The sequence below is a fragment of the Trichococcus flocculiformis genome, assembly GCF_900113645.1.
Classification (GTDB): Bacteria; Bacillota; Bacilli; order Lactobacillales; family Aerococcaceae; genus Trichococcus; species Trichococcus flocculiformis.
Window position 1 is genome coordinate 1 of the sequence record NZ_FOQC01000043.1, and the last position, 21,506, is coordinate 21,506.

Below are 21,506 nucleotides of genomic sequence, written 5' to 3' on the forward strand. Positions count from 1 at the left end.
TGGGAGAAAGGAACGAACGAGAGGCACAACCGCATGCTCCGAGAATTTATCCCAAAGGGAGTCACTCTGCGTCCATTGTCTTATGCACATTTACTGGCAGTAACTAATACGATCAACGACAGACCGAGAAAAATAATGGGCTATGCAACACCTGCAGAACGCCTGCAGGAAGAGTTAGCTAAGTTACAAGCAGCTTAAGGTGTTTTGTTGGTTTTATAGGATAAGAGAACAGCTTAGCTGAGTCAAGAGCCGCTTCGCTCCTTCTCTTGACTCAGCCAACCTATTCTCTTGGGTCAGAACCACCAACAACTCACCTGAAAAATGGTAAGGGACGAAATACACACTGCCGACAAAGGCTTCAAACCATTGGTAATACTGGATTATTGAGTAATTCGCTGTCTATAAAGGTTTTTAAAATTTTTTATGCATTTGATATTGCAATTAAGCGAAAAATCCAAGAGAGTAGTGTGATCACATGCCGAATCAAATTTTACCCGGGAAAACAATCGGTATTATTGGCGGAGGACACGTCGCCCGTATGATTGCTTTGGAAGCCAAAAAATTGGGCTACCAAATAGGCATCTTGGACGCCGATGCTGCCTGTCCAGCGGGGCAAATAGCGGATTGGCAGATAACCAAGAAATATACAGATTTCGATGCGCTGACGGATCTCGCTGCGAAATCGGATGTCCTGACTTTTGAGTCGGAAGCCGTAGATACGATGTTGTTGACGCAAATCAATCCTTATATCTCTATACCGCAGGATCCGGATAGCCTTTCGATCACTCAAGATCGGTTGATCGAAAAAGCGTTCCTGGAGTCCTTGAACATCAACGTAACGCCATACGCAACGATAACTGCCATCGAGGACATGGAAGAAGCCGTTAAAAGCATCGGTTTTCCTTGTGTACTGAAGCCGATTCGTGTCGAAGCCGCTACGCCGGTGCAGCATCTTTTGTATAGTGAAGAGGACTTTGGAAGAGCATCAGCCTTGCTCAAAAAAGGAACATGCATTTTGGAGGCTTGGATTCCTTTCGAGATGGAGTTGGCTATTACGGTTGCACAGGACGCGAACAAGGTGTTTACTTCATTCCCCGTTACGGAGACGATTTATCGGGAGCAAAGACTTGTGAAGACCATCACGCCTGCACGTGTAGGCGGTAATATCCAGAAAGAGATGGAGCACATCGGCAAGTTGGCTGCGAAGGCCATGAATCTGACCGGAATTTTGACGATCGAGACATTCATGACTTCATCAGGAACGCTGTATGTGAACCGTCTGGTCGTCCGCCCGCACCATTCGTGCAATTATTCGCTGGATGGCTGCAGCATCTCTCAATATGAAGTCCTGGTCCGCTGCATCTGCGGCCTGCCCATTCCGGAAATCCAGCTGTACGATACTAGCGTGACGTTCAATATCATGGAAGAAAAACTTGATGAAGCGCTGATTCTCTTGCTGACCAAACCGGATTGGCATTTCCATTTTTATGGAAAAAAAGAACACCGCGCGAAACGGAAAATGGGACACGTCACCTTATTGGGTGACAGCCCGGATACCCTCATCAACGAACTGGAAGAAAACGGCTTGTTAGAATCTGCAGAGTAACGGGAACGGAGTCCGCGCTTTGATATGAAGGAAGGGTATAGCGATGGAGGATAGACTATTCAATAAAGCATATGACTATATTAAAGACAAAATCGACAGCAACAGCTGGCCGCCGGGAACCAAAATAACTGAACAACTCATATCGGAAGCCTTGTTCATGAGCCGGACTCCGATTCGTACCGCGCTGCTGTTGTTGGAGGAAGAAGGCCTGGTGAAATCGATTCCCTACAAAGGCTATATCGTGGCTGAGAAGAAAATTTCAAACGAGGGTTTGCTGGAACGCCTGGAACTGATTGCTGGCCTGATCATGAACTACCTGCAGTATCTGAAAGGAAACGACATCGCTTTGGATTATCAGCTTTTTGAAACAATCCTCGAAAAACAAACGGAGTACCTCGACTATCGGGATGCGACCGGCTACTTCAAGAATGAGTACAGGATTTTTGAAACGTTCATCGCTCCTAGCGAAAATCAGTTCCTGAAGAAAGTGATCATGACGACGGCCCGTGACATCCATAGCACTTATTCCGACAACACTGATCTGATGGATGAAGAACGTTACCAAAGCGAAGCGCAGTTACTCGAGTTATACAAGGAAATAGCTGTTTGTATGCGCGACAAGGATTACGAGAAGATGGGGGAATACCTCCTCTTCTTCTTCGAAACCTTGAAGGACTCCAATGATAGCTTGGCGCAGTAGACTGACTAAAAAGAAAGTCCTGCCGCTGAATCAACTAAACGATTCAGCGGCAGGACCTTTTTGTTGGACGGCATAATAGGGAAAATGAACCTGAACCGCATCAAGGGGAACAAGGGGTAAAAACTATTTAAAATATCCGGGGATTCATTGATAGCCACGCTCTAAAATGATAGACTAAACCATGATGCAAATCAGAAGCGATGAGGCTGCACCATGGCCTTGAACCTAACAAAAATGAACGTACCCATATACTCTCCGAAACAAAGGCAACAAAAGAAAGGATGGCAAATGTGCAACAAAAACACGACCTCATCAAAGGAATGAATCCAAGGCAAGCAGAAGCCGTTTTGGCGACAGAAGGCCCATTATTGATCATGGCGGGGGCAGGCAGCGGCAAAACACGTGTGCTGACCCACCGCATGGCTTATTTACTGGAAGAAAAATCGGTAAACCCTTGGAACATCTTAGCCATCACCTTTACGAACAAAGCGGCAAAAGAAATGAAAGAGCGGGTTATCCGCTTGGTCGGAACGGTCGGGAACGACATGTGGGTATCCACTTTCCACTCCATGTGCGTACGGATCCTCAGAAGAGAGAGCGAACAGCTCGGCTATGCGCGCTCCTTCACGATCTGCGACCAGAGCGAAACCGAAACATTGATGAAACGCATCATCCGCGAAAAGAATCTGGATGCCAAAAAATTCGATCATCGTATGATTTTGGGACGGATCAGCCAAGCGAAAAACGAACTGCAGACACCGAAGGAATTCGGCGATCTGGCCGGCGGATACATCGATAATATCGTCTACGAATGCTACAAAGATTACCAAAAAGCGCTCGAAAACAGCCAATCAATGGATTTTGACGACCTGATCATGCTGACGGTCAAACTGTTCCAGGAATATCCAGAAACGTTGTCCTACTACCAAAATAAATTCCATTACATCCATGTGGACGAATACCAGGATACCAACTACGCCCAATACCAATTGGTGCAGCTGTTGGCCAACAAATTCAAAAACATCTGCGTCGTCGGCGATGCGGACCAAAGCATCTACGGTTGGCGCGGTGCTGACATGGAGAACATCCTCAACTTCGAAAAGGATTATCCGGATGCAAAAGTGGTCTTGCTGGAGCAGAACTATCGCTCCACCAAAAAAATCTTGCGTGCAGCCAATGATGTGATCCAAAACAACGTCAATCGGAAAGAAAAAGAGTTGTGGACTGATAATCCGGACGGCGAGAATATCGTTTACTACCGGGGCCAATCCGAACATGACGAAGCGCGCTACGTCATCTCGAAGATGCAACAGGAAGTCCGCGAAAACAAACGCCAGTACGGCGATTTCGCAGTGCTCTACCGGACGAACGCCCAGTCGCGTGTCATCGAGGAGAATCTCCTGAAGTCGAATATCCCTTACAAGATGGTTGGCGGACGCAAGTTCTACGACCGCAAAGAGATCAAAGACATCTTGGCTTATCTGCGCTTGATCGTGAATCCGTCCGATGATTTGAGCTTCGGCCGGATTGTGAATGTGCCGAAACGCGGCATCGGTGACGCGAGTGTCGAAAAACTGCGTGAATTCGCCAATATGCATGACCTGACCTTATTGCAGGCTGCCCATGATGTGGCAATGTCCAGCGTATCCGGAAAAGCTGCGAAGGAATTGAAGAAATTCGCGACTATTATGGATAATCTGCATAAAATGCAGGAATTCCTGCCGATCACAGAATTGGTCCAGGAGTTGCTTTCCCAGACGACTTATCTGGAAGCCCTCGAAATGGAGAAGACGCTGGAGTCGGAAGCCCGGATCGAAAACATCAACGAATTCCTGTCGGTAACCCAGGAGTTCGATAAAATGAATCCAGAAGACTTTGATCTGACCTCCTTCCTGACCGATTTGGCGCTGGTTTCCGATTTGGATCAGATCGAGGAAGAACCGCAGAGCGAAGTGACGCTGATGACGATGCACGCAGCCAAAGGATTGGAATTCCCGATCGTCTTCATCATCGGGATGGAAGACGGCATTTTCCCATCGTCCCGCTCCTTCATGGATGAGGACCAGATGGAGGAAGAACGGCGCCTGGCCTATGTCGGCATCACACGGGCGGAGCAAAGACTGTTCCTGACGAATGCCTATTCCCGCATGCTTTATGGACGTACGATGTCCAATCCGGCATCGCGCTTCCTTGATGAATTGGACGGTTCCGTTCTGGACCGCGAGGACAGCTCAGGATCCATGACAAACTCATTTTCATCAAAACCGGCAAGCTCTGGCGGTCGTTGGAAAACAGCAAGCGATACCCGCCAAGAGAAAGCCTTCAGTCAGCCGTTTTCGGCCGGATCGCGTGAAAAAACGACGCAGTCCGTCAAGCAGACCGGAACAAGTGGTGCGGCCAGCCTAGGTTGGGCTGTGGGCGACAAAGCCAGCCACAAAAAATGGGGCACAGGCATTGTCGTTCAGACAAGCGGGGAAGGCGATGGATTGACGTTGGATATTGCCTTCAAGAACATCGGCATCAAGCGCTTGTTGGCATCTTTTGCACCGATCGAAAAAGAATAATTTAGGAGGGGATCATTCATGGCGAAAGAAAGTCTGACCGAAGCCCAAGAGCGCATCGAGACGTTGAAGACGCTCCTCAACCGCTATAGTTACGAGTATTATGTACTGGACAAACCCAGTATTTCAGATAAAGAATACGACCAGCAGTATCAAGAACTGGAAAAATTGGAAAAAGCCCATCCTGAGCTGATCACCACGGACTCACCAACGCAACGCATCGGCGGGACCATCCTGCCCGGCTTCACCAAAGTCCAGCATGATTCACCGATGCTGAGCTTAGGGAATGCCTTCAATCAGGAGGACTTGCTGCAATTCCATCAACGCATCAGCAAATTGACCGATCAGCCTTTGCAGTACATGTGCGAGCTGAAAATCGACGGTTTAGCCGTGTCTTTGAAATACGAAAACGGCCTGTTTGTCCAAGGCGCGACGCGAGGTGACGGAAATATCGGCGAAGACATCACGCAGAACTTGCGGACGGTCAAAGCCATTCCATTGCGTCTGAATGAACCGCTGACTTTCGAAGTCCGCGGCGAATGCTACATGCCGAAAGCGTCCTTCGTCCGATTGAATGCGGATCGTGATGAGAAAGGCTTGGAGATTTTTGCGAATCCGCGCAATGCCGCTGCAGGCAGTCTGCGTCAACTGGACGCGAGTATTGCGGCCAGCCGCAACCTGAATATCTATCTGTACAACGCAACCAATTTCGAACAATTGGCTGTGGAGACACAGGACGCGTTATTGAACCGATTGGCGCAGGTCGGTTTGCGGACCAATCCGGAACGCCGACTTTTTGATTCGATCGAAGAAGTCTGGGCATTCACGGAAGAAATCGCAGCAAAAAGGAAAGATTTGCCTTACGAAATCGACGGCATCGTCATCAAAGTCAATGCTTTTTCTGCCCAAGAGGAAATCGGTTATACGGTTAAAGCGCCGCGGTGGGCGATCGCCTACAAATTCAAAGCAGAAGAAGCCGAAACGATCGTGCGCGACATCGAGTGGACAGTCGGCCGTACCGGTGTCGTGACACCGACTGCCGTAATGGATCCGGTATTCTTGGCCGGTTCCACCGTGCAACGCGCCAGCCTGCATAACGTCGATCTCGTCCGCGAGAAGGATGTGCGCATCGGCGACACGGTCGTGATCCACAAGGCCGGCGACATCATTCCGGAAATCCAGCATGTCCTTATCAACCGCAGAGGTCCGGAAAGTGAAGCTTATGTCATTCCCGAAACGTGTCCGGCCTGCGCTAGCCAGTTGGTGCATTTGGAGGATGAAGTAGCTCTGCGCTGCATCAATCCGAAGTGCCCTGCCCAGATCAAAGAGGGCCTGTCTCACTTCGTTTCGCGCAATGCCATGAACATCAGCGGTCTGGGCGTTCGCGTCGTCAGCCAGATGTTCGAAAAAGGGCTCGTCAAGGATGTAGCCGACCTGTATAAACTGACGGAAGAAGACCTTTACCAATTGGATAAAATCAAAGAAAAGTCCGCCAACAATATTGTGACGGCCATCGATCAGAGCCGCGGGAACTCTTTTGAACGCCTGCTGTTCGGCTTGGGCATCCGTCATGTCGGAGCCAAAGCGGCAGCCAGCCTGGCAGCGGAATTCGAAACCATCGATCGGCTGATGCAGGCGACAAAAGAAGAAATCATGGCCGTCGAAGGCATGGGTGATATCATCGCGGATAGTGTAGTGGCCTATTTCCAACTGCCTGAAGTGAAGGACCTGATTGAAGAATTCCGAGCGAACGGCGTGAATCTGACCTATCTCGGCAAGAAAAAGGCTGAGGTGGCTACTGTCGATTCCATCTGGAACGGCAAAACGGTTGTATTGACGGGCAAACTGACGCACTATAACCGAACCGAAGCGACGGAAATGATCGAGGCTCTCGGTGGAAAAGTGACCGGCAGTGTCTCCAAAAAGACCGACTGGATCGTGGCCGGAGAAGAAGCAGGAAGCAAATTGGCAAAAGCCCAAAGTCTGGGCATCCCCGTCTGGACAGAAGAAGACATGGTGAAAAACTTGGAAAGAAGTGACAGCAGTGAATAAAGCGAAAAGCGTCATCCTTATGACTGTCTCCGGAGCAGCGATGTTCCTGTTGGCCAGTTGCGGACAGCTATCAGAGACGCAAACGACGGAGAACACAACCAATACCGGACCCGAAAAAGTGACTGTCCAAACGACACAAAATCAGTTGTCGACCGATTATTATCCGGCCTTGATCGTGGACGGCAAATACCAATTCAGCCAGAATCGCGGCGTCAGCCTCTCGCTGAACTCGACAGCCAACATCAAAGACTTTGAGGCGGATCTGTTGGATGTAGCGAAAAATGTTTTCCCGACTGACCAATACTTTTTTCAAGAAGGCCAAGTCATCGATTATGATACGACAAGGTTATGGTTGGGGCGTTACAGCGACTCCAATCCGGACGGTTTGAATCCGACCGATAACGGCAGCACCGATGCGGCCACCAGAGAGCCGATCTATCTGGAGCAAATTTTGGAACAGGATTATATGATCCAGAATGAAAATGGCTTTGAGTTGGCCGGAATGGCCATCGGATTGGCGATGAATTCGGTCGACTATTACAAAGTGAATGATGTGCCGATGGAACAAGCTGTTTCCCGCGATAAACTGGAAGAACAGGCAAAAGCTTATGCAAATACAATCATTACCCGTTTGCGCCAGACAGAGGGATTGGAAAGCATTCCGATCGTCATCGGCATATATGAGCAATCAGCACAGGACAGCCCGGTCGGCGGCTCTTATCTGTTCGAAGGCGTCTCCACGGAAGGGTCTGCGATCGGTGAATGGATCACCCGCAATGAAAGTAAAGTGGTTTTCCCGTTGCAAAGCGGAACGCAGACGGAAGAGTCTTCCAACTTTGACAACTTCAAGAATGAAGTACAGGATTTCTTCCCGAACCTGAACGGAATCGTCGGTGAAGGCAAGTACGTCGATGGACAACTGATGTCGCTCGAAATCGACATCACGACTCAGTTCTATGGGGAAACGGAAATCATCGCCTTCACCCAACACGTAACCGATGCAGCAGGACGGTTCCTGCCCCAAAACATTCCCGTTGAGATCACGATTGAATCGATCAACGGCATCGAATCGTTCCTGACAAGAGAAAACGACAGCCAGGGCTTCAGTTACCATATCTTCGATTAGGTAACGGTTTCCTTAATAAAGGGCTGGAAACGTGAGAAAACTCCCACAAACCGATGATTTTTATGCTAAAATGAACAGGTATGTAAAAAAACGAAACCTACACAAAACGACAGAAAGAAGGGTATTACATGGCAATCACTGAAGAGCAAGTGCGTCACGTAGCAAAACTGGCCAAGCTGGAATTCGCTCCTCACGAAATTAAACATTTTACAGAACAATTGGGCGACATCATCGACATGGTGGAACAATTGGAAGCAGTCGATACAACCGATGTACCCGTGACTTCCCATGGCTATGCATTGAAGAATGTCATGCGTGAAGATGTAGCGGAACCAGGAATGGATCGCGACCTCTTATTCAAAAACGTCAAGACAGCCGAAGACGGCATGATCCAAGTGCCCGCAATTTTAGATAACGAGGTGGAAGGCGCATGAGTATTTTCAATGAAACGCTAACGAGCCTGCATGAAGGTTTAGTCAACAAAGAATTTTCTTCCGTGGAACTGACACAAGCAGCCTTTAAACGCATCGCTGAAACAGACGGAAAAGTGGAAGCATTCTTGGCTTTGAACGAAGAAGGCGCCTTGAAACAAGCGCAAGCGGCTGACGAAAAAGGCTACGCAGACGGCAATATCCTGAACGGTATTCCTTTAGGGATCAAAGACAACATCGTCACAGAAGGCGTGACAACGACAGCGGCGAGCCGCATGTTGGGCGACTTTATGCCGATCTATGACGCAACCGTCGTCACAAAATTGAAGGAAGCCGGCGCAGTCAACGTCGGAAAACTGAACATGGACGAATTTGCCATGGGCGGAAGTACGGAAAACTCCTACTACAAAAAAACCAAAAATGCTTGGGATCTGACGAAAGTTCCCGGCGGTTCATCCGGTGGTTCTGCTGCTGCGGTTGCCAGCGGTGAAGTTGTCGCTTCCTTGGGTTCTGATACAGGTGGAAGTATTCGCCAACCTGCTGCTTTCAATGGTATCGTCGGCATGAAACCGACATACGGCCGCGTATCCCGTTACGGCTTGATCGCTTTTGCGTCCAGCCTTGACCAAATCGGTCCTATGACGCGCAACGTAACCGACAACGCCTTGTTGTTGGAAGCAATCAGCGGCTATGATAAGAGAGACTCCACGAGCTTAAATATGGAAGTGCCGAAATTCAGCGCGAACCTGAACGGAAAAGTTGCGGGCATGAAAATCGCTTTGCCGAAAGAATATTTCCAAGATGGCGTATCCGCTGAAATCCAAGAGGCTGTCAGAAAAGCAGCTGCTCAATTCGAAGAAATGGGCGCTACCGTAGAAGAAGTCAGCATGCCAACTTTGGCTTATGGAATCCCGGCTTACTACATCATCGCTTCATCAGAAGCTTCATCCAACCTGCAACGTTTTGACGGAGTGCGTTACGGCTACCGTGCAGAAAATGTGAATTCGTTGGAAGAATTGTACATCAAGAGCCGTTCCGAAGGCTTCGGGATGGAAGTGAAACGCCGCATCATGTTGGGATCCTTCTCATTGAGTGCCGGTTTCTATGATGCTTACTTCAAAAAGGCTGGTCAGGTCCGCACGCTGATCAAACGCGATTTTGCGAACATCTTCGCAGGCTACGATCTGATTCTGGGACCTACCACTACAACGACTGCTTTCGGAATCGGCGAAAAGAACGACGATCCATTGGCTATGTACATGGACGACTTGTTGACCGTAACGATCAACTTGGCTGGCGTTCCGGCCATTTCCGTTCCTGGCGGCTTCGCGGCTGACGGCATGCCGATCGGTATCCAATTGATCGGTAACTATTTCGAAGAAGCAAAAATCTATCAAGCCGCGTTTGCGTTGGAACAAGCAAACGACTATCTTGACCAACACCCAAACCTGTAGGAGGAAAACATCATGAATTATGAAACAGTCATCGGACTGGAAGTCCATGTGGAATTGAAAACTGAATCAAAAATGTTCTCCCCATCTCCAGCACACTTTGGGGCAGAACCGAACACAAACACAAACGTCATCGACTGGGGTTACCCGGGCGTCTTGCCTGTCATCAACAAGGGCGCAGTCGAATTCTGCATGAAGGCCGCTTTGGCTTTGAACTGTGAAATCTCTACTGAAACGCACTTCGACCGCAAAAACTACTTCTATCCGGACAATCCGAAAGCGTACCAAATTTCGCAATTGGATAACCCGATCGGCCATGACGGCTGGGTTGAAATCGAAGTGGAAGGCGTCAAGAAAAAGATCCGCATCGAGCGCGTCCATCTTGAAGAAGATGCCGGCAAAAATATGCACGGATCGGACGGCTATTCTTATGTCGACTTGAACCGCCAAGGAACGCCATTGATCGAAATCGTATCGGAAGCGGATATGCGCTCTCCTGAAGAAGCTTATGCTTACCTGGATGCCGTCCGCCAAATCATCATGTACACAGACGTATCCGATGTGAAGATGGAAGAAGGCTCCATGCGTTGCGATGCCAACATCTCCATCCGCCCATTCGGCCAAGAAAAATTCGGAACGAAGACAGAATTGAAGAACTTGAACTCCTTCAACTTCGTCCGCAGAGGCTTGGCTCATGAAGAAAAACGCCAAGCGCAAGTATTGAATGCTGGCGGGGTCATCCAACAAGAAACACGCCGTTTCGATGAAACAAATGGCGAAACGATCCTGATGCGCGTCAAAGAAGGCGAAAGTGATTACCGTTACTTCCCGGAACCGGACCTGCCAGGCTTAACCATTTCCCAAGAATGGATAGACCGCGTAAAAGCAAGTATTCCGGAAATGCCAGCAAAACGCCGCGCAAGATACATTTCGGAATACGAGCTGCCTGAGTACGATGCAATGGTATTGACCCTTTCGAAAGAAATGTCTGACTTCTTCGAAGGCGCTATCTCTGCCGGTGCCGATGCCAAATTGGCTTCCAACTGGTTGATGGGCGAAGTTTCCGCTTATCTGAACAGCGAAAAAGTGGAACTGGCTGACACAAAACTGACGCCAGCTAACCTTGCCGGCATGATCACATTGATCGAAGACGGCACCATCAGCACGAAGATCGCCAAGAAAGTCTTCCGCCTGTTGGCAACAAAAGGCGGCGACGCCAAATCCGTCGTTGAAGCAGAAGGCCTGATCCAAATGAGCGATCCAGCCCAATTGTTGCCGATCATCAACGCCGTTTTGGACAACAGCCAACAATCCGTTGACGACTTCAAAGCCGGAAAAGACCGCGCCAAAGGCTTCCTCGTAGGCCAAATCATGAAACAAACCAAAGGCCAAGCCAACCCAGGCATGGTCAACCAACTACTAGCGCAGGAATTAGAAAAAAGATAGGATACGATGAATTGCGGGTAGGGGGCGAGTACTAACGCTATTTAGGAACAACCAGCCCGGGTTTGGCTGGATGGGCCTAAATAGCGTTAGACGGAACCCCCTGCAATTCAGAGTTCGACTAATAGGATGTGGATGCACTGTGACCGTACCGGTCAAGTGTATCATGTCTCTAAGCGATTGAAATCGCAAGAGCCATGACAATTCGCGGGTAGAGTTCGAGCACTAAGAGGACAAACACAAAGCGGACGTTTTTTGTCCGCGTGTGGTTGTCAACTTAGGCGGAGAACTCTGCGAATCAGAACTCAACTAAGATAGAGCGAGATGCAAAGCGTTTGCGTTACACACATTCCAGCCAACTTCCTTCCGGAGGTTGGCTTTTTTTCACTCACAATCAAAATGAAGCTCGCCGGGAAATAGGCAAGAAATATGCTTCGAATTCCCGGCGAGGCAGCGTTCACCGGGAAATCAGGATACAAAATGCCCGCAATTCCCGATGAGACCAGCGTCACCGGGAATACGATCCTTTGTATCTGCTTAATCTTCTACGAAAAGTTACCGATTCTGCGAAAAACACAATATAAGCTTTTTTTTGAATAAATTCTCAAAAAAATCACAACAAATCTATCTTTTTCTAGTTCAGCAATTAGTATTCTTATGATTTTGGTGATATAATCAGTAATTGAATGGTTTGACAAAGGAAAGATGAGTTGTGACCTATATAACAGATGAGCCCAGAAAGATGAGGAAACGAATGAGAGCAAGAGTAATTTACAATCCTACTTCCGGAAGAGAAATGCTGAAAAAAAGCATGATTGATATCCTTCAAATATTGGAAGAAGCAGGCTATGAGGCCAGTGCTTATGCCACGACACCAGAACCCCTTTCTGCTACAAAAGAAGCAGAGCGTGCCGCTTTGGCCGGTTTCGATCTGATTGTTGCGGCAGGTGGTGACGGTACCGTGAACGAAGTTATCAATGGCATCGCCGGATTGGGCAACAGACCAACAGTCGGCATCATACCTGCGGGGACCACAAATGACTATGCCCGTGCTTTGAAGATTCCGCGCTCAAATATGTTGGATGCAGCCCGCGTCATCGCGGCGGGTAATGCCATACCGATGGATATTGGTCAATCGAATGATACTTATTTCATTAACATCGCAGCAGGCGGCTATCTGACAGATTTGACCTACGACGTCCCGGCCAAACTGAAAACCATTTTCGGCTACCTTGCCTATTTGGTGAAGGGTGCCGAAAAAATCCCGCAACTCAAACCGATGCATATGCGCATAGAATACGAGGGCGGGGTATATGACGGTATGGCTTCGATGTTCTTTGTAGCTTTGACAAACTCCGTGGGCGGCTTTGAGACGATCGATCCGAACATCGTTTTGGGTGACGGCAAGTTCACTCTGTTTATCGTAAAGACTGCTAATATTTTTGAAATCCTGCAACTGTTGGCCCAGGTACTGAACAATGGCAGACATCTCGAAAATTCGAATGTTCTCTACACACATACTAGCTTTGTGAGAGCGGAATCCATGGATGGTTCACGCTTGATGATCAACTTGGATGGTGAGTATGGCGGGGATGCACCGACTCTGTTCACAAACCACCAGCAACACATCAAAATCATCGGAAACACTTCCGATTACGCTGATCCGATTGAAGAAGCTGATGGAGATATTCTTGAAGGTGCCGGGAGCGGCTTCATGAAGGAAGTTGAAACCTTGCACCCGGATGAAGTGAACGACAAACGCTTGCCTTACGACGGTAAAAACTAAAAATTGAAAACAGAAAGAATGCCCGGCCTCTCGGTCTTATGATGAGAGGTCAGGGGCATTTTTTGTTATACTGGAAAAAAGAAACATTTATGCTAAAGGGGACTTGCCGTATGCCGAAAAAACAGAAGAAATTATCGTTCCTATTATTCTTGAGTGGACTGCTACTGCTTGTGGCCTGCGGGAAAGAGGGGGATTCCCAGATTGTAGCGATCAACAATGAAACGGAATACGAAGAAGTGGTCGCGCAGGATGTGGCCTACCTCTACTTCGGATTCGATGACTGCCCCTACTGTAAGGAATTCCATCCGATCCTGGAAGAGGAATTGGCGGAAACAGAGCAGACCGCCTATTACTACAATACGAAAAAACGCGCCAAGGACGTCAACTATGACGAGGTGCTGGATATATACGTCATCGCGTTCGTCCCCATCCTGATCAAGCTAGAGGACGGAAAAGCGGTCGGTTCTGTCAATCTGGACACCGTAGCCGACTTGCCAATGTTATTGGCGGAAGAATAGCGAGTATGGAGTGTGGTTGCCCGAGAATGTCCGATAACCATAAAGAATGGGCTGCCCCCAAAAAACTGGAGCAGCCCATTCGCATTATTTCCACACTAATTGCCAAGTAACACCGAATTGGTCGGTAACCCAAGCTACCGCGCGCAATTCGCCGACTGCTTCAGGGCCCATCATCACGACGCCATCCGCGGATAAGGAGTCAAAGTAGTTGTCGAAGCTGGCTTCATCTTCGCAGTCCACATAGAGGGAGGTGGCCCAAGTCATATCCGGCATAAAATCCTCCTCCATGTCCATCGCCATGAAGTCCTGTCCGTTCAGCACAAACTGCACATTGACCACACGGCCGCCTTCCCCACGCTCATCTTCATCGATTTTGGTGAGGGAGGTCACGCTGGAATTTGGAAAAATGGAAACATAAAAGTGCATCGCTGCTTCTGCAGTCCCCGGTAACGTCAAAAAGGGAACAATCCGTTGTCCGCTCATTTTGTCATCCTCGCTTTCTTCCTGTACCCGTCAGTAACTGGTTTATACACTTCTATTATACTGAACGCGAGCGAAACTTCCTATCGATAAGACGCGTCGCATTCAGCGATATTATGAGAATGTACTTATTTTTTCCAAACAAATGGGCTTGCTGTATCGGGTGGCCTTCTTTTTTGGTATAATGAACCGAATGAAAAATTATGAACTGAGGAGTACACATGAAAAAACAATATACGGTAGCACCGGTAATAAAAAATGAGAAGATGACTGTAACATTTGAGGACTTAACGTCAGAAGGTATGGGTGTCGCAAAAGTTGAGGGTTATCCATTATTTGTAGCGGATGGACTACCGGGCGAACGGGCCAACATCAAAGTGACGAAAGTCGGCAAATCGTTCGGATTCGCCCGCATTGAGGAAAGATTGAGCAGTTCTCCTGACCGTATCCCGACACGCGATGTTAAAGGAACACGCGTTGGTACGATGCCATTGCAGAATCTGCGCTACTCTGCCCAATTGGCATTCAAACAGAACAACGTGGAACAAGTGATGAAACGCATCGCCAAAATGCCTGAAGTCGAAGTCAAACCGACAATCGGTATGGAAAATCCATGGGGATACCGCAACAAAGCACAGATCCCGGTGCGTCAAAAAGACGGCAAATTGGTTACCGGATTCTTCCGCACCAACACACATGAATTGATCCCGATGGAAAACTTCCAGATCCAGGATCCAAAAATAGACGAAGCCATCGTAAAAGTCCGTGACATTCTGCAAGAATTCAACGTGAAAGCCTACGACGAGAAGAAACATACCGGAAATATCCGTCACATCATGATCCGCCGCGGTTATTACACAGGCGAAATGATGGTTGTCCTGGTGACGCGTACGGCGAAACTGTTCCCGCAAAGCAAAATCATTCCAGCTATCTTGGAAGCTTTACCGGAAGTGGTCAGCATCGTCCAAAACGTGAACCCGAAACAAAACAATGTCATCCTGGGTGACGAAACCATCGTTCTTCACGGTGAAGATGTCTATCACGACAAACTGATGGGCCATACATTCGCCATCTCTTCGCGCTCATTCTATCAAGTGAATCCGGTCCAGACCGAAAAACTTTATAAATTGGCAATCGAAGCTGCACAATTGACCGGCGAAGAAACTGTCATCGATGCTTATTGCGGAATCGGAACAATCTCCTTGTCATTGGCTGAAAAAGCGAAACACGTGTACGCGATGGAAGTTGTTCCGGATGCCGTGAAAATGGCCGAAATGAATGCCGCAGCAAACAACATCGATAACATCACCTTCGAAGTCGGCGCTGCCGAAGAAGTGATGCCGAAATGGGCTGCTGAAGGCGTCAAAGCCGATGTCCTGGTTGTCGATCCTCCACGCAAAGGCTTGGAACCAGCCTTCATCGAAGCTGCATTGGAAATCGCTCCTGAACGCATCGTCTACGTCAGCTGCAACCCAGCTACAATGGCACGCGACCTACAGTTATTCCACGAAGGTGGCTACAGCGTAGGCAGCATCCAGCCAGTGGATCTGTTCCCGCAAACACTGCACGTGGAGACGGTAGTATTGATGTCAAGGGTAGATAAGTAAGGATGTAATAAGATAAGTAAATAAAGGCTTTCCGTGATTTGAGATCTGGCATAAACCAGGAGGATAATCACGGTTTTTTATGTGAGAAATAAATTGTAATAAGATGAGAAAGGCATAACTGAAATCTATCCAGTTCGAAAAAAGGGTGGGAAGTACAGCTGCAAACGAAAAAGTAAAGAAACTGCGTGTTGCTGGCTATTACAGAGTTTCTACAGAAACGGAAGAGCAGAACTCCAGCTATGAGATACAGGTAGCTCATTACACAGATTTCATAAAGAAAAATACTGAATGAGAGTTTGCAGGCATTTTTGCAGATGATGGTATTTCAGGCACGAACACAAAAAAGCGAGAAGAGTTTAACCGCTTGATTGATGAGTGCATGGAAGGGAACATCGATCTGGTTATTACAAAATCCATTAGTCGATTTGCCCGCAATACTCTGAATTGCCTTCAATACATTAGACAGCTCAAGGATAAAAACATATCCGTCTACTTTGAAAAAGAGAACATCAACACCATGGATGCCAAGGGCGAGGTTTTGCTGACTATTATGGCATCTTTGGCACAACAGGAAAGCCAGAGCCTTTCACAAAACGTTGAACTTGGACTTCAATACCGATACCAACAAGGAAAGGTGCAGGTCAACCATAAACGGTTTATGGGCTACACCAAAGATGAAGATGGAAATTTAATCATTGTCCCCGAAGAAGCTGAGATTATCAAACGCATCTACCGTGAATACCTTGAAGGTCAGAGTCTAGTGGGCATTGGTCGAGGTCTTGAAAAGGATGGTATTTTAACAGCAGCGGGAAAACCAAGATGGCGACCAGAATCAGTTAAGAAGATACTTCAAAACGAAAAATACATCGGAGATGCCCTCTTACAAAAGACTGTAACTGTAAATTTTCTAACCAAGAAACAAGTTAAGAATGAAGGTCATCTTCCCCAGTATTATGTTGAAAATAGCCATGAGGCGATTATTCCTAAAGAGTTATTTTTGCAGGTGCAGGAAGAGATTCATCGAAGAAGCAATATCTACACAGGAGAAGGCAAGAACAAACAAATTTATAGTAGTAAGTACGCTTTAAGTGCCATTACCTTCTGTGGAGATTGTGGCGATATTTATAGGAGAACATATTGGAATATTCACGGCAGAAAAGAATTTGTCTGGCGATGTGTGACTAGAATCGAGCAAGGTCCTGAAGTTTATAAGAACCGAACTGTAAAAGAAGATGAACTCTATGGTGCTGTTATGACTGCGATTAATAAACTGCTTGCAGGTGGCAACAACATGATAAAGACCCTGGAAGAGAACATTCATGCTGTGATTGGTGAAACGACAGAATACCAAATTTCAGAGATTAACAACTTACTGGAGGAAAAGCAAAAAGAACTCATCAGGCTGGCCAATAAAGGTAAAGATTATGAACATCTAGCAGATGAGATTGATGAGCTGAGAGACAAGCGACAGCTCCTTTTAGTAGAAGATGCCTCCCTCAGTGGCGAGAACGAGCAAATCAATGAGCTGATTGAATTTATCCGCAAGAACAAATTCCGTACCTTAGAGTACGATGATAAGCTTGTAAGGAAGATAATCCAGAGCGTTACAGTCTATGAAGAACACTTCGTCATATCCTTTAAATCTGGTATTGAAATGGAAATATGAAAACCAGAAATAAATAGCCCATGACTCTAAATATAATCATGTGATGCTAGTATAGCTCCATGGTTTAGAAATATAAAAGGTTATATTTCATAAACGTTTCACAAAAGACGTGTAAGATATTAATTAAAGTAGTTATAAACTGCTATTTTGTAAAAAGTAAAGGAAAAAAAATATGAAAAAATAGTATCAGGAGGAGTATGCATATTACTTACGTAATGTTTGAGCTTAAGTGCATTCATTAGTTGAGGTAGATGTAATAAGTTTGTCAAAAGAATATAGATCCAGTTGAAAATTATAATCATCTAGAATGTATCAGATGAGGACAATGTAAAAATGCTTGTTCAATGGATGCAATTAGTTATGGATTAAGAAAATAGAGAGGAGTAGTTAGGAACGTGATAAAAAATGCACTAGCATATATTACAAGAACGAGAAACAGAAGTTTAATAATTTTTATCATATTAACTATAGTTCTTTCTTGCTTGTACTCTTGTTTAACAATAATGAAATCAAGCAATGAAATAGAAAAGGCTTTATATGAAAGTTCTAATTCTTCAATATCAATAACAAAAAAAGATAGTCAATATTTTAATGTTAATCAATTTAAAGATATTGAAAAATTAAAAGAAATTGAAGAAATAATAATTCAATTTGATGCATTAGCAAAATTAAAAGATGCTAAAGTAGTTAGCGGAGAACAAAGAATAAATAGAGAAGATTTATCTGACGAATTTAAGAATGTTGTCTCACTCGAAGCTACAAATAATACTAAAAGAAATATTTTATTTAGTAGTGGAGTATTTACAATTAAAGAAGGTAAAAATATAGAAGAAAATGATAAGAACTCAATTATTGTTCATGAAGAATTTGCTAAACAAAACAATCTAAAATTAGGTGATGAAGTTGATCTTGAATTACTAGATATTGAAAAAAGTGGGACAATAGAAAGTCATAAATTTAAAATTATAGGAATCTTTTCTGGTAAAAAACAGGAAACATATACAGGACTATCTTCTGATTTTAGTGAAAATATGGTTTTTGTAGATTATTCAACAAGCCAAGAGATATTAAATAAATCAGAAGATAATAAAATTGCAAATAAAATATTAATGTATTCTGCTAGTCTAGAATCTACAGACTTAGCCTTAAACAAATTGAAAGAGCTTAAAATTGATGAGTCAAAGTATTCCGTTGAGAAAGATAATAATGCTTTTGAAGAGTCTTTAGAGTCAGTGAGCGGAATAAAACATATTATAAAAATAATGACATATTCCATCATGTTAGGTGGGATGATTGTTCTTTCATTAATCTTGATTTTATGGTTAAGAGAAAGAATATATGAAATAGGTATATTTTTATCTATTGGAACATCTAAGCTACAAATTATAATGCAATTTATATTTGAGTTAATATTCATATCTATACCAAGTATAATATCGTGCTTATTTTTAGGAAATGTACTACTAAAAGTAATTGTAGATGGATTCATTAACTCAGAGAACTCAATGATTTCCGGTGGAAGTTTAATAAATAATAGTAGTTTTATGTTAAATATAACAACACTTGGACAAAGTTATTTAATATTAATAAGTATTATTGTTTTATCAGTTGTATTTGCTTCTTCATTAATATTAATCAAGAAGCCTAAAGAAATATTATCAAAAATAAGTTAGGAGGAAATAATGGATATGTTAGAAATAAAGAATGTAGCATATAGTTATGCAAATTCTAAAGAAAAAGTTTTGTCAGGAGTAAATCAAAAATTTGAACTTGGGAAGTTTTATGCGATAGTAGGAAAGTCAGGAACAGGAAAATCTACACTTCTTTCCTTACTTGCTGGACTTGATAAACCTCAAACAGGAAAAATATTGTTTAAGAATGAAGATATACAAAAAAAAGGATATAGTAATCATAGAAAAAATAATATATCTTTAGTATTTCAAAACTATAATTTAATAGATTATTTATCACCAATTGAAAATATTAGATTAGTAAATAAATCAGCAGATGAAAGTATCTTGTTTGAACTAGGTTTAGATAAAAAACAAATAAAAAGAAATGTTATGAAATTATCTGGTGGACAGCAACAAAGAGTAGCTATTGCTAGAGCATTGGTATCAGATGCTCCAATAATACTAGCTGATGAGCCTACTGGTAATCTAGACAGTGTTACTGCTGGAGAAATAATTAATATATTAAAGACATTAGCTAAAGATAGAAATAAATGTGTAATAGTTGTAACACATAGTAAGGAAGTAGCAGATTCTGCGGATATCATTTTAGAACTAAGTGGTAAAAAGTTGAAAAATGTAAATAAAATGAATTTGGAGGTTGAATAATGATAAAAAATGCATTTGCTTATGTAACTAGAAAAAGCTTAAAATCATTAATTATTACATTAGTTATTTTATCTATGTCAACTTTAAGTCTCATTAGTTTATCTATTAAAGATGCTACGGACAGAGCTTCAAAAGAAACATTTGCTAATATAACAAATAGTTTTTCTATGGAGATAAATAGACAAGTAAATCCAGGAACACCTAGAGGTGGGGGAAATGTAAAAGGTGAAGATATTAAAAAGATATCTCAAACAGATAGTATAGACTCCTATGTAAAAAGAATAAACAGTGTTGCAGATTTAGTTGATTATGATATTATTGAAACTCAAGAGACTCTTGCGAATCAATCACCTGAAAGAGCAAAGAATTTTAAAAGAACAGTTATGTTAACTGGGGTCAACGACTCATCAAAAGAAATAAAATTTGTATCAGAAGCATATAAATTAGTAGAAGGAAACCATTTAGAAAATGAAGATAAAAATAAAATCTTAATGCATAAAGATTTAGCTGAAAAAAATAATCTTAAAGTTGGAGATAAGATAAAAATAAAATCTAATTTATTTGATGCTGATAATGAGAAAGGTGCAGATGAAACAGTAGAAGTAGAAATTAAAGGTCTATTCGATGGGCATAATAGTGGTGGAGTAAGTGCAGCACAAGAACTATACGAAAATACATTAATCACTGATGTTCATACAGCTGCTAAAGTTTATGGTAATACAGAAGATACAGCTGTATACCAAGATGCAACATTCTTTGTAAAAGGTGATGAGAATCTTGATAGTGTAATAAAAGATCTTGGGAAATTAGATATAAATTGGAGAGAATATAATTTGATTAAAAGTTCATCAAATTACCCTGCATTACAACAATCTATATCAGGTATCTATTCAATTTCAAATAAATTATTTGTTGGCTCATTAATATTTGCAGGAGTTGTAGTTTCATTATTACTATTCTTATGGATGAATGCTAGAAAGAAAGAAATAGCAATATTACTATCATTAGGTATATCAAAATTAGAAATTTTTGGTCAATTCCTAATTGAGATGGTATTTATATCAATCCCCGCATTCGTTGGTTCTTATTTCTTAGCTCAATATACAGCTGATAAGCTTGGGAATAATATATTGAATAAGGTTACTGGTGATATAGCTAAACAAATAGCTAGACAATCTGCATCTAGCCAATTAGGTGGTGGGGCAGAAGCTGAAGGATTTAACAAGACTTTATCAAGTTTAGATATAAATGTATCACCTAAATTTATAGTTTATGTAATTATATTTATGAGTATAGTACTTCTTGTATCATTGATTATTTCTTCATTCAATATATTAAGAAGGAATCCAAAAGAATTATTAATTGACAATAATTAAAACTTTCGGTGCTCTTAGCACCGAAAGTTTTTGACTCAACTTTCGCACACCGAAAAAGACCCTAAAGGCTTGATATATCAATAATTCTAGCTATACTATTATGCCGATAAACCGCTCGGGAACTGATTTTCAGGTTGATGAAATGCTCGTTTTAAGAAAGCAGGAAAGTTGTCGAAAACTCTGTCCAGAACAGACTGCACCATTTCTTCAGACAAGATAGGTTCTTCCGTGAGAGACGCCTTCAGGCAGTCCAATACCAATAGAATTGCTTCTGCAAATCGGATGTCCTCCAATTCATCACAACACAAAAAGAACAGCTGACCGATGGTCCTCGGATCTTGCGCTTCGCGCGTCCGAAGCGCAA

16 protein-coding genes and 2 pseudogenes are annotated in these 21,506 nt (G+C 44.1%); 16 read left to right on the plus strand and 2 right to left on the minus strand.

Annotation, left to right across the window (positions count from 1 at the left end; translation table 11 throughout):
* The 11 genes and pseudogenes from BMZ71_RS15140 to BMZ71_RS11550 all read left to right on the plus strand — a co-directional run.
* A pseudogene (locus BMZ71_RS15140) lies at nucleotides 1-198 on the plus strand (IS30 family transposase); the annotation flags it as partial.
* Nucleotides 199-475: 277 nt separating this feature from the next.
* Nucleotides 476-1,606 carry a 5-(carboxyamino)imidazole ribonucleotide synthase gene (purK, locus tag BMZ71_RS11505; protein WP_086989314.1) on the plus strand — a complete coding sequence of 377 codons (1,131 nt, stop codon included), beginning with the start codon at nucleotides 476-478 and terminating at the stop codon, nucleotides 1,604-1,606.
* Between the two features lie 43 nt (nucleotides 1,607-1,649).
* Nucleotides 1,650-2,306, plus strand: a complete 657-nt coding sequence (locus BMZ71_RS11510; RefSeq protein WP_086989315.1) for a GntR family transcriptional regulator — start codon at nucleotides 1,650-1,652, stop codon at nucleotides 2,304-2,306.
* A 281-nt stretch (nucleotides 2,307-2,587) separates the two neighbouring features.
* Complete coding sequence (gene pcrA, locus BMZ71_RS11515) at nucleotides 2,588-4,870, plus strand: DNA helicase PcrA (protein WP_370684637.1); 2,283 nt, start codon at nucleotides 2,588-2,590, stop codon at nucleotides 4,868-4,870.
* A gap of 18 nt (nucleotides 4,871-4,888) precedes the next feature.
* Nucleotides 4,889-6,919 (plus strand): NAD-dependent DNA ligase LigA, encoded by a 2,031-nt coding sequence (gene ligA, locus BMZ71_RS11520; protein WP_086989316.1) that lies wholly within the window; start codon nucleotides 4,889-4,891, stop codon nucleotides 6,917-6,919.
* Nucleotides 6,912-8,045 carry a CamS family sex pheromone protein gene (locus tag BMZ71_RS11525; RefSeq protein ID WP_086989317.1) on the plus strand — a complete coding sequence of 378 codons (1,134 nt, stop codon included), beginning with the start codon at nucleotides 6,912-6,914 and terminating at the stop codon, nucleotides 8,043-8,045. Before ligA ends, BMZ71_RS11525 begins: the two co-directional genes overlap by 8 nt.
* A gap of 128 nt (nucleotides 8,046-8,173) precedes the next feature.
* The gene (gene gatC, locus BMZ71_RS11530) at nucleotides 8,174-8,479 is read left to right on the plus strand and encodes an Asp-tRNA(Asn)/Glu-tRNA(Gln) amidotransferase subunit GatC (protein WP_068560872.1); all 306 of its coding nucleotides are present in this window, start codon (nucleotides 8,174-8,176) and stop codon (nucleotides 8,477-8,479) included.
* Nucleotides 8,476-9,930, plus strand: coding sequence for an Asp-tRNA(Asn)/Glu-tRNA(Gln) amidotransferase subunit GatA (gene gatA / locus BMZ71_RS11535; RefSeq protein ID WP_086989318.1), 1,455 nt, complete (start codon nucleotides 8,476-8,478; stop codon nucleotides 9,928-9,930). Before gatC ends, gatA begins: the two co-directional genes overlap by 4 nt.
* 12 nt (nucleotides 9,931-9,942) lie before the next feature.
* The gene (gatB, locus tag BMZ71_RS11540; protein ID WP_086989319.1) at nucleotides 9,943-11,373 is read left to right on the plus strand and encodes an Asp-tRNA(Asn)/Glu-tRNA(Gln) amidotransferase subunit GatB; all 1,431 of its coding nucleotides are present in this window, start codon (nucleotides 9,943-9,945) and stop codon (nucleotides 11,371-11,373) included.
* Between the two features lie 751 nt (nucleotides 11,374-12,124).
* Nucleotides 12,125-13,156 (plus strand): diacylglycerol kinase, encoded by a 1,032-nt coding sequence (locus tag BMZ71_RS11545; protein ID WP_086989320.1) that lies wholly within the window; start codon nucleotides 12,125-12,127, stop codon nucleotides 13,154-13,156.
* A gap of 110 nt (nucleotides 13,157-13,266) precedes the next feature.
* Nucleotides 13,267-13,674 (plus strand): thioredoxin family protein, encoded by a 408-nt coding sequence (locus BMZ71_RS11550; protein WP_086989321.1) that lies wholly within the window; start codon nucleotides 13,267-13,269, stop codon nucleotides 13,672-13,674.
* An 84-nt stretch (nucleotides 13,675-13,758) separates the two neighbouring features.
* Here the strand turns inward: BMZ71_RS11550 and BMZ71_RS11555 are convergent, their stop codons facing one another.
* Nucleotides 13,759-14,157, minus strand: a complete 399-nt coding sequence (locus BMZ71_RS11555; protein ID WP_086989322.1) for a VOC family protein — start codon at nucleotides 14,155-14,157, stop codon at nucleotides 13,759-13,761.
* 218 nt (nucleotides 14,158-14,375) lie between these two features.
* On the opposite strand from BMZ71_RS11555, the gene rlmD reads away from it, so the two are divergent.
* The 5 genes from rlmD to BMZ71_RS11580 all read left to right on the plus strand — a co-directional run bounded on the left by rlmD (nucleotide 14,376) and on the right by BMZ71_RS11580 (nucleotide 21,142).
* Complete coding sequence (rlmD, locus tag BMZ71_RS11560; RefSeq protein ID WP_086989323.1) at nucleotides 14,376-15,761, plus strand: 23S rRNA (uracil(1939)-C(5))-methyltransferase RlmD; 1,386 nt, start codon at nucleotides 14,376-14,378, stop codon at nucleotides 15,759-15,761.
* A gap of 304 nt (nucleotides 15,762-16,065) precedes the next feature.
* A complete protein-coding gene (locus BMZ71_RS11565; RefSeq protein ID WP_442267829.1) occupies nucleotides 16,066-17,427 on the plus strand; it encodes a recombinase family protein in 1,362 nt (453 codons plus the stop codon).
* A 395-nt stretch (nucleotides 17,428-17,822) separates the two neighbouring features.
* Complete coding sequence (locus BMZ71_RS11570; RefSeq protein ID WP_047002311.1) at nucleotides 17,823-19,100, plus strand: ABC transporter permease; 1,278 nt, start codon at nucleotides 17,823-17,825, stop codon at nucleotides 19,098-19,100.
* Between the two features lie 9 nt (nucleotides 19,101-19,109).
* A complete protein-coding gene (locus tag BMZ71_RS11575) occupies nucleotides 19,110-19,766 on the plus strand; it encodes an ABC transporter ATP-binding protein (protein WP_086989324.1) in 657 nt (218 codons plus the stop codon).
* Nucleotides 19,766-21,142, plus strand: a complete 1,377-nt coding sequence (locus BMZ71_RS11580; RefSeq protein ID WP_086989325.1) for an ABC transporter permease — start codon at nucleotides 19,766-19,768, stop codon at nucleotides 21,140-21,142. The genes BMZ71_RS11575 and BMZ71_RS11580 overlap by 1 nt, the downstream gene beginning before the upstream one ends.
* Nucleotides 21,143-21,240: 98 nt before the next feature.
* Here the strand turns inward: BMZ71_RS11580 and BMZ71_RS14960 are convergent.
* Nucleotides 21,241-21,506, minus strand: a pseudogene (locus BMZ71_RS14960) (hypothetical protein); the annotation flags it as partial.

Coding starts and splice junctions, on each gene's coding strand:
- purK (WP_086989314.1), top strand. CDS start 476: ATGCCGAATCAAATTTTACCCGGGAAAACAATCGGTATTATTGGCGGA.
- BMZ71_RS11510 (WP_086989315.1), top strand. CDS start 1,650: ATGGAGGATAGACTATTCAATAAAGCATATGACTATATTAAAGACAAA.
- pcrA (WP_370684637.1), top strand. CDS start 2,588: ATGGCAAATGTGCAACAAAAACACGACCTCATCAAAGGAATGAATCCA.
- ligA (WP_086989316.1), top strand. CDS start 4,889: ATGGCGAAAGAAAGTCTGACCGAAGCCCAAGAGCGCATCGAGACGTTG.
- gatC (WP_068560872.1), top strand. CDS start 8,174: ATGGCAATCACTGAAGAGCAAGTGCGTCACGTAGCAAAACTGGCCAAG.
- gatA (WP_086989318.1), top strand. CDS start 8,476: ATGAGTATTTTCAATGAAACGCTAACGAGCCTGCATGAAGGTTTAGTC.
- gatB (WP_086989319.1), top strand. CDS start 9,943: ATGAATTATGAAACAGTCATCGGACTGGAAGTCCATGTGGAATTGAAA.
- BMZ71_RS11545 (WP_086989320.1), top strand. CDS start 12,125: ATGAGAGCAAGAGTAATTTACAATCCTACTTCCGGAAGAGAAATGCTG.
- BMZ71_RS11550 (WP_086989321.1), top strand. CDS start 13,267: ATGCCGAAAAAACAGAAGAAATTATCGTTCCTATTATTCTTGAGTGGA.
- BMZ71_RS11555 (WP_086989322.1), bottom strand. CDS start 14,157: ATGAGCGGACAACGGATTGTTCCCTTTTTGACGTTACCGGGGACTGCA.
- rlmD (WP_086989323.1), top strand. CDS start 14,376: ATGAAAAAACAATATACGGTAGCACCGGTAATAAAAAATGAGAAGATG.
- BMZ71_RS11575 (WP_086989324.1), top strand. CDS start 19,110: ATGGATATGTTAGAAATAAAGAATGTAGCATATAGTTATGCAAATTCT.
- BMZ71_RS11580 (WP_086989325.1), top strand. CDS start 19,766: ATGATAAAAAATGCATTTGCTTATGTAACTAGAAAAAGCTTAAAATCA.